Source organism: Methanomethylovorans sp. PtaU1.Bin093, assembly GCF_002067275.1.
In the GTDB taxonomy this organism is placed as follows: Archaea; Halobacteriota; Methanosarcinia; order Methanosarcinales; family Methanosarcinaceae; genus Methanomethylovorans.
Window position 1 is genome coordinate 1 of the sequence record NZ_MVQX01000021.1, and the last position, 13700, is coordinate 13700.

Sequence of the window (13700 nt, forward strand, 5' to 3'; positions counted from 1 at the left end):
TATAGGGAAAAAGAAAGGTCATGTGTGGGAGGTCATGTTTTTTTTGTCCTGGGCTCTGTCGCTGCTATCAGTGTGTATAGCAAGGAAGTGGCTATAGCTTCAATACTTATGATCACTTTCGGGGATATGGTGGCTTCTCTTATAGGTATGACACTAGGTAAGACCCCTATAAAAGGAACTAAAAAATCTCTGGAAGGCAGTGCTGCCGAATTCTTTACAGACCTTGTCATTGCTGGTGTATTATTGCAAAGCTTTCCTGTAGCTATTGTCATGGCTTGCGTTGCCACATTGACCGAAACATGGTTATCAGGGATCGATGACAACTTGTCCATACCTGTGTTTTCAGGCTTCAGTGCAGAACTTATACTATTGCTTCTTTCAGTATGAAGGTGTGCCATTTCATGAAGAAAAGAAGAAGTTGGTTACGATCCGTCCTGTGGAAAACAGATTTAGTTTAGTTCTCTGGGAATTACGAATTCTTCATATAGGGTTTGTAAGCGTTTTTGTCGAAGGAGGTATTGTCCGGGATGGATTGTAACTCGACTTAAGTTCATCAAGGGCTAAATTGCATATAAATATGGTATTTAACGCTATTTTTATTAATTATTTTACAAACGGCTCTGTAGAGATCCTGCCTTATAATCAACGCAAGGACGCAAAGGCGCAAGAATGATATCCTTACGTCTTGACGGCCTTACGCCTTTGCGTTCCTTTTAGATAAGTAGAATGTTGATTGTAGACTTTGATCAAGTTGGATTTCTAAAAAGCCTTATTAACAGGTCTTTTAATGTACCCTTTATCCTCATATTGACGTCTCTGCATTCTAAATCAAATTTACTTTAGTTACACACAAGTTGCTTTTTTCAAAAGTTATAAATAGTGTCGTTTCCTACTTTAATTATACAACATAAAGCAATGAACTGAAAAAAGAAGAGAGGCTGGAAAATGACACCATGGGAATATGAGATCAGATCAGTAAGGTTTGGGAACTGGGATCAGACAAAAGAAGATCTCAACAGGATGGGCATTGATGGCTGGGAACTGGTCAAGTTCTCGGACCATATCGATGAAAATATAAGAATGGCATATTTCAAGAGATCCGTTGACGGTCTTGAGATGTGAATACACCTCTTTTTAATTGATCGCTCTTTACCTCTTTCTATTTTTTTTTAATATTTATGACCTACCATTCTTACATTGCTTCTCAGCAAGGGTAGTCTACAAATACCTTGAGATACCTTGTCATCTGACAACATTAATGTTCAGTGCTGACATGAATAGATCGTATGGCAACAGTCATGAACGATATTATGATAGCAGAGACCCATGGGCAATACGCCTGAACCATCATTACACGTTTTAAGCTGACAGGTGACAATATGGCCGGAAAAGGAAATCCGTTCGGTGCAAGAGAGACCGTTGATATTTGTGATGAAAAAGTGACGATCTACCGTCTGAGCAAACTTGAGGAAATGGGTATCGGAAAGATCTCCCGTTTACCATATTCTATCAGGATACTGCTTGAATCCCTTCTGAGGCATGCAGGAAGCGAAGTTGTAACCGAGGACGATGTCCGTAACCTTGCTGCATGGGATCCTGAAAATGCACAGCAGTCGGAGATTCCTTTCATACCTTCTAGGGTCATACTGCAGGACTTCACAGGCGTGCCAGCGGTCGTAGATCTGGCTGCTATCAGATCAACAATGCAAAGGCTTGGCGGGAACCCGGGTGAGATCAACCCTGTGGTCCCTGTGGACCTCGTAATAGACCATTCGATACAGGTGGATTACTTTGGGACTTCCTATGCCATGCATTGCAATGAAAAGTTCGAATTCCACCGTAATCAGGAAAGATATGAACTGCTTCACTGGGCACAAAGGGCTTTTGACAACCTGAGGGTAGTACCTCCGGGAACAGGCATAATCCATCAGGTAAACCTTGAATATCTGGCGCCTTTGGTCCATTTCAGGGAAACGGAAGCAGGAAAGCTGGCATATCCTGATTCCCTTGTCGGTACGGACTCCCATACTACCATGATCAATGGTCTGGGTGTTCTGGGCTGGGGTGTAGGCGGTATTGAGGCCGAGGCCGTGATGCTGGACCAGCCCTATTACATGGCTGTGCCTGAGGTAGTCGGTTTCAGGTTATATGGTGATCTGAAGGATGGAGTTACAGCAACAGATCTGGTTCTCACTGTAACGCAAATGCTGAGGGAATATGGGGTTGTTGACAAGTTCGTAGAATTCTATGGACCGGGGATGCGAGCTCTTGATCTTACGCTAAGGGCAACTCTGGCGAACATGGGTCCGGAATATGGTGCTACAATGGGCTTCTTCCCTGCCGATGAGAAGACCATGGAATATATGCTTATGACAGGCAGGGACAGGAAGCATGTGGATATGGTCCGGGAGTACCTGAAGATACAGGGGCTGTTCGTAACTGATGATTCATTGGAGCCTGTATTCACGCATAAGCTGGAACTTGACATGAGCACCGTGGAACCATGCCTTGCAGGTCCAAAAAGACCCCAGGACCGTATAATGCTTTCGGAAATGCCCCACGTGTTCCACAAGGCAATGGAAACGGCTTTCAGGGAGAAGAGGGGAGGAGAGGTACTTGCAGCAGATCCTGAATATAGTCGCTGGCTGGAAGAAGGAGGATACAGCATTGCCAGGGATAAGCATCCAGGTCATTCTGGTCTTCTGAAGATCAAATGTGCTGACGATGATGTTTCTGTTTCGCACGGTGCTGTGGTCATTGCATCCATTACCTCGTGCACCAATACTTCCAATCCAGCAGTGCTCATAGGTGCAGGCCTGCTTGCGAAAAAAGCTGTGGAGAGAGGCCTGCGGGTAAAGCCCTTCGTGAAGACCAGCTTGTCTCCCGGCTCCAGGGTGGTAACGGACTATCTGAAAGCAGCCGGACTGACACCTTATCTGGATGCTCTGGGATTCCATGAGGTGGGCTATGGATGTACCACATGTATCGGTAACAGTGGCCCTCTTAAGGATTCGGTCTCCCAGGCAATAAAGAACAAGGACCTTACAGTTGCTGCAGTGCTTAGCGGTAACAGGAACTTTGAAGGCAGGATCAATGCCCAGGTAAAGGCGAACTATCTTGCTTCTCCCATGCTGGTGGTCGCATTTGCCCTTGCAGGCACAGTGGACATTGACCTTACCCGGGAACCTGTAGCATGCGATCCTAATGGCCAGCCAGTGTATCTGAAAGATATATGGCCCGGGCGGGAAGAGATCAACGAGCATGTTTCCAGGTACGTACTTCCTGAAATGTTTGAAAGCCAATACTCCAACGTGTTCGAAGGCACACAACTGTGGAAGCAAATGAATGCGCCCAGCGGTACCCAATATAAATGGGATCCGGGATCCACTTATATCCAGGAGCCACCATTTTTTAAGGATTTCCCACTTGATATAGGGGAAAAGCAGGATATTAAGGGTGCAAGGGTGCTTGCAATGCTGGGTGACAGTATAACCACCGATCACATATCACCCGCCGGGTCCATACCTGCCCACTATCCTGCAGGAGAATACCTCCTTAACCACAATGTAGATGAAAAGCATTTCAATTCATATGGAGCCCGCAGAGGAAATCACGAGGTCATGATGCGCGGGACCTTTGGTAATGTAAGGCTCAAAAACCAGCTCGTGCCAGGAAAAGTAGGATCCTGGACCCTTCATCTGCCTGACAGGCAGGAGATGTACATCTATGAGGCTGCCATGCAGTATATGAAAGAAAAGGTCCCATTGATAGTGGTCGCAGGCAAGGAGTATGGTACCGGCAGTTCCCGTGACTGGGCTGCCAAGGGTACTCAGCTCCTGGGAGTACAGGCAGTGATAGCTGAGTCGTTCGAGCGCATTCACCGCAGCAATCTTATTGGGATGGGAGTACTGCCTCTGCAGTTCAAGGATGGGGAGAATGCCGGATCCCTTGGATTGGATGGGACCGAAGTATATGACCTGCTGGATATATCCAGGTTGCAGCCTGCCGGTGAACTGAGGGTAGTAGCTCATAAGGAAGATGGAACGGAAAAAGCCTTTAATGTCATTGTCAGGCTTAATTCTTCCGTTGAGGTGGAATATTTCCGCAACGGAGGTATATTGCATAGGTTCCTCAGGGAGAAGATCAAAGGGAACTGAGGTTCCCTTATGTGATTTTGAGTGAAGTTAACGTCTAACCCAAGTTTGACAGTCAAAAGTAATAAATGTGTTCTTAATTTTGTTTGAATCGACTAAAATGCAGACAAAACTAAGAACATACGACATTATTCCTAATGACAATATATGTTTTCCTATCGGAACCATACTGGCTGTAAACCAACTCTACGATATCCTTGACTTTTCCACTGTTTTTGGCAAACACAAAAAGAATGGTATTGATATCAACAACTTGCTGAAAGCTCTTGTAAGCTACAAGCTTACAGATAATTTCAGCATAAGTAAAGCTCATGAATGGATCAATCGTGATGAAGTGCTTGATATTTTCAATCTTGAAGAGTTCAGTGAAAGAACACTATACAGGGTTCTTGAAACCCTGGGAAATAATCGTGAAACGATTATTTCAGACATTCAAGACAGATTGTTCGCAAGATACAATTTCGAACATACCAACATCAATATGGACTGGACAAGTATCGTTCTGCATGGGGATAAATCTACTCTCGGAAAGTATGGTTATAGCAGAGATCACAGACCTGACAAAAAGCAGATAACTTTGGGTATAACTGAACTTGCAGATCCCATAAACGTGCCTATAGGCATCACAGTAGAACAGGGGAATATGAATGACCAGAAACACTTCAGGAAAACATATCAACAGGTAAACAGGAGACTGAAGAAAGGATCACTTGTTGTTTTCGATAAAGGAGCTCATAGTATCGACAACACTGCTCTAATAAGGTTAGATGATATGCAGTATCTTACTGCAAGGAAACTCAATACAAGCGACGATAAAATAATCGCAAAGTTCCGGGAGTATTCTCCGGAACTTATCGATCTGGAAGATGGAATATATGGCCTGAAAATCGTTAAACCGAGTAGTGTCAGCTATTTCTATTTTTCAGAAAAGCTTCAGAAAGAGCAACTTGATTCCAGAGCAAGAAAAATCATGAGACAAATGCAGGAAGCAAAGGAGATACAGGAATCGATTGACAAGAACAAGAAGCTTCCTAAAAGGTTCAGGATCAACAATGTGCTTGTTGATGTCAGTTATTCTCTGCAGACAAAACTGATGGAACTTGATGATCAGGAAGCTATCAAACTCCTTGAGGAACATCTGATAACAGGCAGAGAAGGATTTTTCTGCCTGAAATCGAGTAAGAATTTGACACTAAGACAAGCTCTTCAAACATATCGAAAAAAGGACTCTATTGAAAAAATCATCAATTCCCTGAAGAATGAGATCGAGATAAAACCGTTACGAGTATGGTCGGATGCCAGTATCTACGGGGCTATTATCATTGGATTCATTGCACAGTTGTTCATATCGCTGATGCGATATGAGTTCAATGAACTCAAGCATAAGTCTACGAAATTCATCAAAAAGAGCTTATTGAATTTGACAGTTACCGTCGATTTCATGAAAGATTGGTCGAAAAAGTACATTTACGCCAACTTTGATGCTATAAATACATTGATTTTAAGGCAAAAAAGGGCAAAATCGTATAAATTGGCTTGAAATTATTTAAACTGTCAAATAGGTTTTCCAGATAAAAAACGAAAGTTTTGGGTTGAAAAAGAAGACATTCTCTTCGTTAAGGAGTGAAAACTGTCAAACTTGGGGTCTAAATGTAGTGATCGGGCATTTCCCGGAAAAACAAAATGTAAAAAGAACTTTGTCGGCTTATCTTAATAACACCGACAACAGATATCTCGTAATTATAATTTAGGATATTGATAACTGAAATGTTCAGTATCTCTTTGGTGGCCTGTGAGCTGGCAGGCAGTCCCTGCAGTATACTGGTCTGTCGGGGTCAGGTGCGAAAGGTACCTGTGTTTCCTTACCACAGTCTGCGCAGGTTGCATTGTGCATCTCTCTGTTTTCCCTGTTGAAACCACCACGGCCGCTGCCGCCTCTGTTTCCCTGGAATGATCCGGATCCTCTGCGGTCCATATCTTTTACCTCCTATTTATTTTATTATCAATCTATCCAAAAGAGACACTCTGTTTCTGGTAGGAGGCTTTTTGAACATAATTGATTGGTTTATACATTGTTTTTTCAAATATAATGCTTTTGCTCAAAAAAAGCTAAAAAATCATATTAATATGAAACTGTAGATTGCGATTTTATTTAAAATCAATATATATTATATATTTTTTTATATCTTTTTCCGCACCATCAACAAAATCAGTTCCAAAACAGCAGAGTTCATAATGTATCACACCCACTTTATGAAAAAAGCAATCTGAAATATAATGAACTGATCGTGATCTATCTAAAAGATAGAATTACCTGATAAAAGTATACAACGGACACGATAGATGGTAATCCGCAAAAACACTTAAATATCTTTGAATAAAAAACTCATGTGACATATTTTACTAAAAACACGTTACTTACAAAATGGGGTTTTGATGAAGCAGGTAAAAAAAGGCTTAGAGGGTGTCGTAGCTCTGGATACGCAAATATCTTTTATAGATGGTGTCCATGGCATACTCAAATACAGAGGTATAGAGATAGAAAAGCTTGCAGACCTTTCTTACGATGCGGTCTCTTATCTTCTTATATATGGAATGATACCCGACGCTGAAGGACTGAACGAATTTTCCAGAGAGCTTCGTAAAGAGCGAAAGGTGCATCCACACCTTCTGAACATGTTAAACTTCTGTGATTTTGAGAACGAATCCCTTGATGCCTTGAGAACTGCTATTTCCGTATGTGCGCATTTTGATGAAGATTCACATGACATTTCAGAGCAGGCAAATTTTAGAAAGACCATACGTCTCATTGCCCGGTTCCCAACGATGGTTGCCGCTTTTTACAGGATGGCGAATGGCCTGGAAGTGATATCCCCGGATCCATCTCTTTCCCATGGAGCGAATTTTCTGTACATGCTAAGAGGGTCCCGCCCTACTGAACTGGAAGCAGAGGCAATGGAAAAAGATTTTATTCTCAGTGCAGAGCATGAACTGAACCCTTCGACGTTCGCTTTGAGGATAACAGCTTCCACTCTCTCCGACCTGCATTCTGCCATCATCTCCGGTCTGTGTACCCTAAAAGGTCCCCTGCATGGCGGGGCAAGGAAGGGAGTAATGGACATGCTGGATGATATCGGCTCACCTGATAATATCGCAGCATATGTTCAGGAACATCTAGAGCATAAAAAGAGAATAATGGGATTCGGACACCGGGTCTATAAGACCTATGATCCCAGGGCCCGTATCTACAGGGACATAGCAAGAAAAGTAGCCATGGAAAAAGGTAATAGCCACTGGTTCGACCTTGCCAGGGAAATAGAGTCAGTAATGTATCACGAAATGGTCGAGAACAAGCATAAACCCATATATCCAAACGTAGATTTCTACTCTGGTGTACTATATAAGGACCTGGAGATCCCTTCATATCTTGCAACTTCTATATTTGCCATAGGAAGGATATCCGGATGGATAGCTCATTGTCTGGAACAATATGGTGACAACAGGGTTATCAGGCCAAGGGCACATTTTGTTTAAAAATATAGAGATCATCTAAAAGTTCAGACCTGATCAAAAGCATCGGATCCCTAAGAGCAGAGGTCATGGATCCCTGTTTGCCTTTCTTTTTTCAGCCATGCTTTTCAGTTGCTCGTTCATGGCCTTGAAGCCATTTTCCGTATCCTCTTTGATCATATACATGAATAATGGCACCAGAAGGCCGGTGAATTTCTCGCAGTTGATGAAATGTACACTTCCATCTTCCATTTCCTCGATCCTGAACAAATGCTCACCATCTAACAGGCCATTTACCCAGAAATGTCCCATCCAGCGTATTTCTTTATTTACCTGAGCATTGAGCACCACAGGTTTGAGATTTATCTTAAAGGAGTTACTGGTTTTAAACTCCACTTCGAGTAGCTCTCCAGCATGCAGTTTTCCAGAGACCCGGGTGATAAATGGATTCCACGCATGATACTCTTTGAGATCAGAGAGAACTTCCCATACATCTTCTGGTGATGCCTGGATGTTGATCGTTGTACAAATTCGTTTCATATTGATCTTTCGAAACTTTTAAAAACTCACCATATCTTAAGGTGCATCCTTATTATGACATCGATCATCAAGGGATCTGCGTTACCTGCATTCTTGAAGTAATGTGCAGGCTGTATGCCCGCAAACGTGAAAAAAACCAGTAAAGCACTAGTGAGCGAATATCTCATTCAATTCTCCTTGCCAATTGAATGCATGGAGCTCAAACTTTAAATGTTTAGCGTTTGGTATATGATCAAAAGATAATAATACGAGCGAAGAGATCCCTTCACTCAGTTCTCAAATGCCAGCGCAGCCTTTGGGCAGACTTCCACGCATCTGCCACACTTTATACAATCCCTTTTCGACAGACTGTTACGTACATCCAGTTGCATAGGGCACACCTTATCACACTTCTTACAGTTGATGCATTTCTCAGCATCCAATTTTACCTGATACCGGTCTTTACCCAAAATGTGCTGCAACGTACCCATGGGGCAGAAAGTACACCAGGTCCTGGGATTTATGGAAAGGCCCAGCAATATTGCTATTGTAGTTGTGGTCAGACACATGATCACGAAGATCATACCTATCTGATTGAACAGACCTTGGGTCTGTAGCAGCCTGTATCCCATAAATCCCATCATGAACAGGAATATGGGTACCCTTACCCAGAAACTCCTGAGCACCGGGGGTATCTTTTTATTCTGACTGATCTTGCCCACCCAGAAATCGCTGAAACTGCCTCTGGGACACAGATTTCCACAGAACCACCTTCCTCTGAAAGGACTAATGGCCAGCAGCGTGGCAAACACCAGGATCATGAAGTATCCCAGTACCGGATACCACAAACCTGCAATGGATACAATGACTACAAGGATCCCAAGATATGGAGTAATTTTAAGCATTTTTTCACCAAAGACCTTTCAAGGAACGGTTATAATATTCTGCTCCTCTTCCCATACGATCAGTTCTTTTTCAACACGCTCTACCCAGCTATGAATGATCTCCATGATGAGTTCCCTTATCTCCCTCTTATTCCTTATCCTGTATACGAAGAAATAGCCTCCTCCTTCGAGGTTGTTCTGGTACTTTTGCAGCACCTTTTTTTCCGTGAGCTTCTTGGCGCTTCTCTGTACTGTGGATATGTCAAGGGACAGATCTGCAGCTATTTGCTCGGTGGTGAACCATTTGTTATTATGTCCCAACAGATGTTTCAATACAAGAAGCTCTGCTTTTGTCAGGTTGAGGCCACACTTTATGACAGCTTCGATCTGGAACTCCTTACATGCAAAATCTACCATAGCACTACCTCTTAATAACTACAGTACTGTTTTAATGCTGCAGCATTATATATACCATGTCAAGTACTGCAATATACAGAGCAATAATGGAAGTACTGCCAGGAAGAGGGAAAGCCCTTAATGAACACCCAGGTCTCCAGATCATTCGCAAGTGGGGCAAGTTATGTTCATTGTTTGATATAGCCGGGTGTCAGCTTTTTCTCCAGCAAGGTAAAAGAAAGATCTATCAACAGCGCCAGAACAATTGCAGGGATAGCTCCTAAGAGCAGCTTTTCAGTGTTATAGCCGATCAGCCCCTGGAAGATGATCTCTCCCAATCCACCGCTGCCTATGAACGCAGTGAGCACAGCTATACTGTTTGCCAGGATAGCCGAGAACTTGATACCTGCGAACATGGCAGGATATGCATTAGGGAACCTTATATAGCGCTGTATCTGCCATTCACTGAGCCCAATACCGTTGGCATAGTCTATCTGCGCAGGGTCCACGTTCGTAAGACCAATGTATGTGTTCCTGATTATAGGTAAAAGCGCCCTCAGCATTATGGCTATCAATGCAGGGACAAAGCCTATTCCCAGAAACGGTACCACTATGGCTATCACTGCAAAACTGGGCACTGCCTGCACAAGGTTGGCAAAGCTCATCACGACCGATGCCAGCCGCTGGCTATAGAGAGACGCGAACGCAAGAGGTACCGCTACCAGAATGCTTGCCAGCAACGTGGTATATACGAGCACTATATGTTCCCATGTTGCATTCAGGATCATTTCTGTGGCTGCCATGTACCATACCTCTTGTACAGCTTCTTCTCGATCCTCCCGGCCCCGAGGTCCAGTATGACAGCCAGTATCCCTGTCCACAGGCCTGCCAGCAGTATAGCGTCCTTCTCATACAGCTGGATGCCGTTCTGGAGCACTGTTCCAAGCCCTCCGGCAGCCACAAGCCCTCCCAACGTGACGACACCCATGGTGAACACCAGAGCTATCCTTATCCCGCCTGCTATGAGAGGCAGGGACATGGGTATCCTTACTTTGAGAAGTATGTCCCGTGGTGACAGGCCAATAGCCTCGGCCACATATATGTATTTGCTATCCACGCCTTTAAGGCCTGTGTAGGTGTTCCTTGCTATAGGCAAAATAGAGTAGATCACCGAGGCAGCTATAGTTGGTCCGGTTCCCAGACGCAAAAGAGGCAAAAGAATGACCAGCAATGCCAGATCAGGTATTGTTTCCAGTATGTTGAGGAAGTTAAGTACCGGGGAAGCTATCCCTGGCCGGATGTAGATGATCACTCCCACACTAACGCCTATTATCACCGATATGGTCAGGGCTATGCTGAACATTTCCAGGTGTTCAATGGTCCGCATGGTAAGCAGGTGCTTGTCCCACAGTGCCATAATTTCATGGAAATTCTCTATCATCTTGCTCCATTTAATTTTCCATCATATTAACTTCAAAAGCACTTCGTCAGATACAAGCATCCCGCCCACTGTATCTCCGTCCATGACCATTGCTACGTATTCCCCGCTCCTTTTCATCTCAGAGAGCGCTGTTGCCACCGAGTCGCGCAGAGCAAAGACCTTCATGGGCTTTGCTATGTCTCTCAGAAAAGGACGGTCATCCTCACATTTTAACAGGTTCACCATTTCCACTTTGCCTGCCAGCATACCTTTCTCAAAGACGATACCGATCTCAATTTCCCTGTCTTTCATGATCTCCACTGCATCACAGGCATCCACTCCTCCATTCAGGATGTACTTTGCATCCAGTGGGGTCATCAGGTCCTTGACATTCAATGTATCCATATGCTTGAACTTCCGTTTAGTATCCACGATATCTGCGACCAGCTCGTTCACAGGGTCAAAGATGAGATCTTCCGGAGCACCCACCTGCACAAGCCGGGCATTGTCCATGATGGCTATCCTGTCCCCAAGCCTGAAAGCCTCTTCTATGTCGTGGGTGATGAAAACTATAGTCCTGCCGATCTCTTTCTTTATTTCTAGGAATTCTTCTTGTAACTGCGTTCTCAAGATCGGGTCAAGAGCACCAAAGGGTTCATCCATCAGAAGAAGTGGCGGGTCCATGACAAGAGCCCTGGCAAGACCCACGCGCTGCTGCTGGCCTCCGCTGAGTTGTCGGGGGTACCTCTTAATGAACCGCTCCGGTGGCAGGGAAACGAAATCCAGCAGATGGCGCACTCTTGCGTTTGTCCTTTTCTCGTCCCAGCCCTCAAGTTTAGGGACCAGCCCCACGTTCTCCCCGATCGTCATGTGAGGGAACAGGCCAATGTTCTGAATAACATAGCCCATGTTCCTCCTGAGCCTTACAGGGTCTAACTGCATGACATCCTGTCCATTTATCCGGATGCTTCCGGTGTCCGGTCCTATCATCCTGTTGATCATCCGAAGCGTTGTGGTCTTGCCGGAACCGCTTGGCCCGATGAGGATGAGCAGTTCTCCCCCCTCTATGGTAAGGTCCAGGGATTCCACAGCATAACGGGAACCATATTTCTTGCTTACCTGCTGCAGTTCGATAGAATCTATCCTTTCAAACAATCTCTGGGTCGGCATCTTTTATTTCCGGGTATTGTTTTGTAAAAAAGTAGTGGATAAGACCTATTGAGACCTATGCTTCAATAAGCCCTTCCTGGATAAGGAACTCCCTTGCGATATCCCGTGGCTCCATCTTGTCCACATCGAACTTATAGTTCAGGCTCCTCATGGTATCCGTATCTATCCTGCCATCCAGTTTCTTTAACGCCTCCACTGCATCAGGATTGTTCGTAGCGAACTCTTCTGTCATGATGTATATCGCATCATAAGGAGGCAATGCATTCTTATCATCCTCAAGCACTCTCAGGTTGAAGACCTCGTTCCTGGTATCCGTAGTATATGCGGATATGGCATCCACGTCATCGATCCTGATAGCCTCGTACATCACCGTGGCTACCGCCTGTTTGTAATCCTTGAACTCTATGGCGTATACATCCTTTATGCGGGGCAGCCCATCCTCACGGGTGGCGAACTCAGGATCCGTACCTATGGTCATCTGAGAGGCATATTCTTTCAGATCGCTGATCTTCGTGACGTTATTTGCCTCTGCCCAATCCTCTTTCACTGCGATGGCATACGCATCCTCGAATCCCGGACTGCTGACGATCAATATCTTGTCGGTCTCCTTCAATCCTTTTTCCGTTTCAGTGTACACTACTTCAGGGTCCCACACTTCAAGCGGTGGTTCTTTGAGGATCTGGCTGTAGGCGGTTCCTGTGTATTCCACATAGGTGTTTATGTCGTCCTTCTTCAATGCCTCATAGTTGACGAACGTCCCTCCCAGCCCTTCGATAACATCGGTCTTATATCCAGCATCTTCCAGCATAATTGCCGCCATATGTGCAAGTATGTAGGATTCCTGGAAGAGCTTGGACCCAATTACCACAGTAGGCTTTTCATCGGTTGTCTTTTCTGAACAACCGCTTGCGACCAAAGCAAAAACTATCACTAATACCATCAGGACAGATCTTCTCATTTGCATATCACATCCACTTTCGGTTTGTTGATAAAGTGCTCAAAGGTTCCCACTTTTCTACATGGGATCGAACTTATTCCTTGAGGTGCCGGATCTTCCTGAAGTATTTATCTATTTCCTCCCAGTTAACGATGTTCCAGAAAGCATCTATGAATTTGCCTCTTTCGTTCTTGTAATCCAGATAGTAGGCATGCTCCCATACGTCTATAGCCATGAGGATAGGGAAATCCGGGAACGCATTGACATTATGCTTCTCTATCTGCATGATCCCCAGCCTTTTGGTGTCATTGCAGAAGGTGAGTGCTGCCCAGCCTGAGCCTTCCACGCTGGATGCTGTCTGGGTGAACTCCTTTTTGAAACGCTCAAAGTTCCCGAAATCTTCCTTTATGATCTCGGCCAGTTCACCTACGGGCTCTTTTGTGGCATTGCCTGCGGGGGTCATCTCCCACCAGAAATAATCATGCAGCACATGGCCGCCCAGATTAAAGGCCACAGCTTTGGCAGTTGCCTTGTAGTCGAAATCCGTGCCTTCACTGCGCGCCTTTTCCATCATCTGCAGCAGTGAGTTCACATTAGTGACATAGGCCTGATGGTGCTTGTCATGGTGTATACGCAATTGCTCCTCTGAAATATACGGTTCAAGGTCCGCATAACCATATTTCAGAGCCGGTAACTTATACAGTTCTTTA

The 13700-nt window shown here is 44.6% G+C and carries 15 protein-coding genes; 5 read left to right on the forward strand and 10 right to left on the reverse strand.

Translation table 11 applies throughout. From position 1 onward, the window contains the following. The 4 genes from A4E24_RS02045 to A4E24_RS02060 all read left to right on the forward strand — a co-directional run. Window positions 1-387: diacylglycerol/polyprenol kinase family protein (locus tag A4E24_RS02045; RefSeq protein ID WP_292351203.1), on the forward strand; the 387-nt coding region annotated here is incomplete at its 5' end. Between the two features lie 558 nt (window positions 388-945). Further along, window positions 946-1122, forward strand: a complete 177-nt coding sequence (locus A4E24_RS02050; RefSeq protein ID WP_292351205.1) for a hypothetical protein — start codon at window positions 946-948, stop codon at window positions 1120-1122. A gap of 257 nt (window positions 1123-1379) precedes the next feature. Further along, a complete protein-coding gene (gene acnA, locus A4E24_RS02055) occupies window positions 1380-4157 on the forward strand; it encodes an aconitate hydratase AcnA (RefSeq protein WP_292351207.1) in 2778 nt (925 codons plus the stop codon). Between the two features lie 97 nt (window positions 4158-4254). Continuing rightward, window positions 4255-5694: a transposase gene (locus tag A4E24_RS02060; protein ID WP_292351209.1), complete on the forward strand. Its 1440-nt coding sequence runs from the start codon at window positions 4255-4257 to the stop codon at window positions 5692-5694. A 231-nt stretch (window positions 5695-5925) separates the two neighbouring features. On the opposite strand, the gene A4E24_RS02065 is transcribed toward A4E24_RS02060, so the two are convergent. Continuing rightward, entirely contained in the window at window positions 5926-6129 is a 204-nt protein-coding gene (locus A4E24_RS02065) for a CxxC-x17-CxxC domain-containing protein (RefSeq protein ID WP_292351211.1), read from the reverse strand. A 461-nt stretch (window positions 6130-6590) separates the two neighbouring features. On the opposite strand from A4E24_RS02065, the gene A4E24_RS02070 reads away from it, so the two are divergent. Then, complete coding sequence (locus A4E24_RS02070) at window positions 6591-7688, forward strand: citrate/2-methylcitrate synthase (RefSeq protein ID WP_292351213.1); 1098 nt, start codon at window positions 6591-6593, stop codon at window positions 7686-7688. A gap of 63 nt (window positions 7689-7751) precedes the next feature. On the opposite strand, the gene A4E24_RS02075 is transcribed toward A4E24_RS02070, so the two are convergent. From A4E24_RS02075 to A4E24_RS02115, 9 genes are all read right to left on the reverse strand, one after another. Continuing rightward, window positions 7752-8204 carry an SRPBCC domain-containing protein gene (locus A4E24_RS02075; protein WP_292351214.1) on the reverse strand — a complete coding sequence of 151 codons (453 nt, stop codon included), beginning with the start codon at window positions 8202-8204 and terminating at the stop codon, window positions 7752-7754. Window positions 8205-8230: 26 nt separating this feature from the next. Then, window positions 8231-8371 carry a hypothetical protein gene (locus tag A4E24_RS02080; protein ID WP_292351216.1) on the reverse strand — a complete coding sequence of 47 codons (141 nt, stop codon included), beginning with the start codon at window positions 8369-8371 and terminating at the stop codon, window positions 8231-8233. A gap of 102 nt (window positions 8372-8473) precedes the next feature. Next, the gene (locus A4E24_RS02085; protein WP_292351218.1) at window positions 8474-9088 is read right to left on the reverse strand and encodes a 4Fe-4S binding protein; all 615 of its coding nucleotides are present in this window, start codon (window positions 9086-9088) and stop codon (window positions 8474-8476) included. An 18-nt stretch (window positions 9089-9106) separates the two neighbouring features. Next, window positions 9107-9484: a helix-turn-helix domain-containing protein gene (locus A4E24_RS02090; RefSeq protein WP_292351220.1), complete on the reverse strand. Its 378-nt coding sequence runs from the start codon at window positions 9482-9484 to the stop codon at window positions 9107-9109. A gap of 167 nt (window positions 9485-9651) precedes the next feature. Further along, entirely contained in the window at window positions 9652-10266 is a 615-nt protein-coding gene (locus A4E24_RS02095) for an ABC transporter permease (protein ID WP_292351222.1), read from the reverse strand. Beyond that, window positions 10248-10904, reverse strand: coding sequence for an ABC transporter permease (locus A4E24_RS02100; protein ID WP_292351223.1), 657 nt, complete (start codon window positions 10902-10904; stop codon window positions 10248-10250). Before A4E24_RS02100 ends, A4E24_RS02095 begins: the two co-directional genes overlap by 19 nt. A gap of 21 nt (window positions 10905-10925) precedes the next feature. Continuing rightward, entirely contained in the window at window positions 10926-12053 is a 1128-nt protein-coding gene (locus A4E24_RS02105; RefSeq protein ID WP_292351224.1) for an ABC transporter ATP-binding protein, read from the reverse strand. 55 nt (window positions 12054-12108) lie between these two features. After that, on the reverse strand, window positions 12109-13011 hold the full coding sequence (locus tag A4E24_RS02110; RefSeq protein WP_292351226.1) for a glycine betaine ABC transporter substrate-binding protein: 903 nt from the start codon (window positions 13009-13011) through the stop codon (window positions 12109-12111). Window positions 13012-13084: 73 nt separating this feature from the next. Continuing rightward, window positions 13085-13700: superoxide dismutase (locus A4E24_RS02115; protein WP_292351228.1), on the reverse strand; the 616-nt coding region annotated here is incomplete at its 5' end.

Coding starts and splice junctions, on each gene's coding strand:
- A4E24_RS02050 (WP_292351205.1), top strand. CDS start 946: ATGACACCATGGGAATATGAGATCAGATCAGTAAGGTTTGGGAACTGG.
- acnA (WP_292351207.1), top strand. CDS start 1,380: ATGGCCGGAAAAGGAAATCCGTTCGGTGCAAGAGAGACCGTTGATATT.
- A4E24_RS02060 (WP_292351209.1), top strand. CDS start 4,255: ATGCAGACAAAACTAAGAACATACGACATTATTCCTAATGACAATATA.
- A4E24_RS02065 (WP_292351211.1), bottom strand. CDS start 6,129: ATGGACCGCAGAGGATCCGGATCATTCCAGGGAAACAGAGGCGGCAGC.
- A4E24_RS02070 (WP_292351213.1), top strand. CDS start 6,591: ATGAAGCAGGTAAAAAAAGGCTTAGAGGGTGTCGTAGCTCTGGATACG.
- A4E24_RS02075 (WP_292351214.1), bottom strand. CDS start 8,204: ATGAAACGAATTTGTACAACGATCAACATCCAGGCATCACCAGAAGAT.
- A4E24_RS02080 (WP_292351216.1), bottom strand. CDS start 8,371: ATGAGATATTCGCTCACTAGTGCTTTACTGGTTTTTTTCACGTTTGCG.
- A4E24_RS02085 (WP_292351218.1), bottom strand. CDS start 9,088: ATGCTTAAAATTACTCCATATCTTGGGATCCTTGTAGTCATTGTATCC.
- A4E24_RS02090 (WP_292351220.1), bottom strand. CDS start 9,484: ATGGTAGATTTTGCATGTAAGGAGTTCCAGATCGAAGCTGTCATAAAG.
- A4E24_RS02095 (WP_292351222.1), bottom strand. CDS start 10,266: ATGGCAGCCACAGAAATGATCCTGAATGCAACATGGGAACATATAGTG.
- A4E24_RS02100 (WP_292351223.1), bottom strand. CDS start 10,904: ATGATAGAGAATTTCCATGAAATTATGGCACTGTGGGACAAGCACCTG.
- A4E24_RS02105 (WP_292351224.1), bottom strand. CDS start 12,053: ATGCCGACCCAGAGATTGTTTGAAAGGATAGATTCTATCGAACTGCAG.
- A4E24_RS02110 (WP_292351226.1), bottom strand. CDS start 13,011: ATGAGAAGATCTGTCCTGATGGTATTAGTGATAGTTTTTGCTTTGGTC.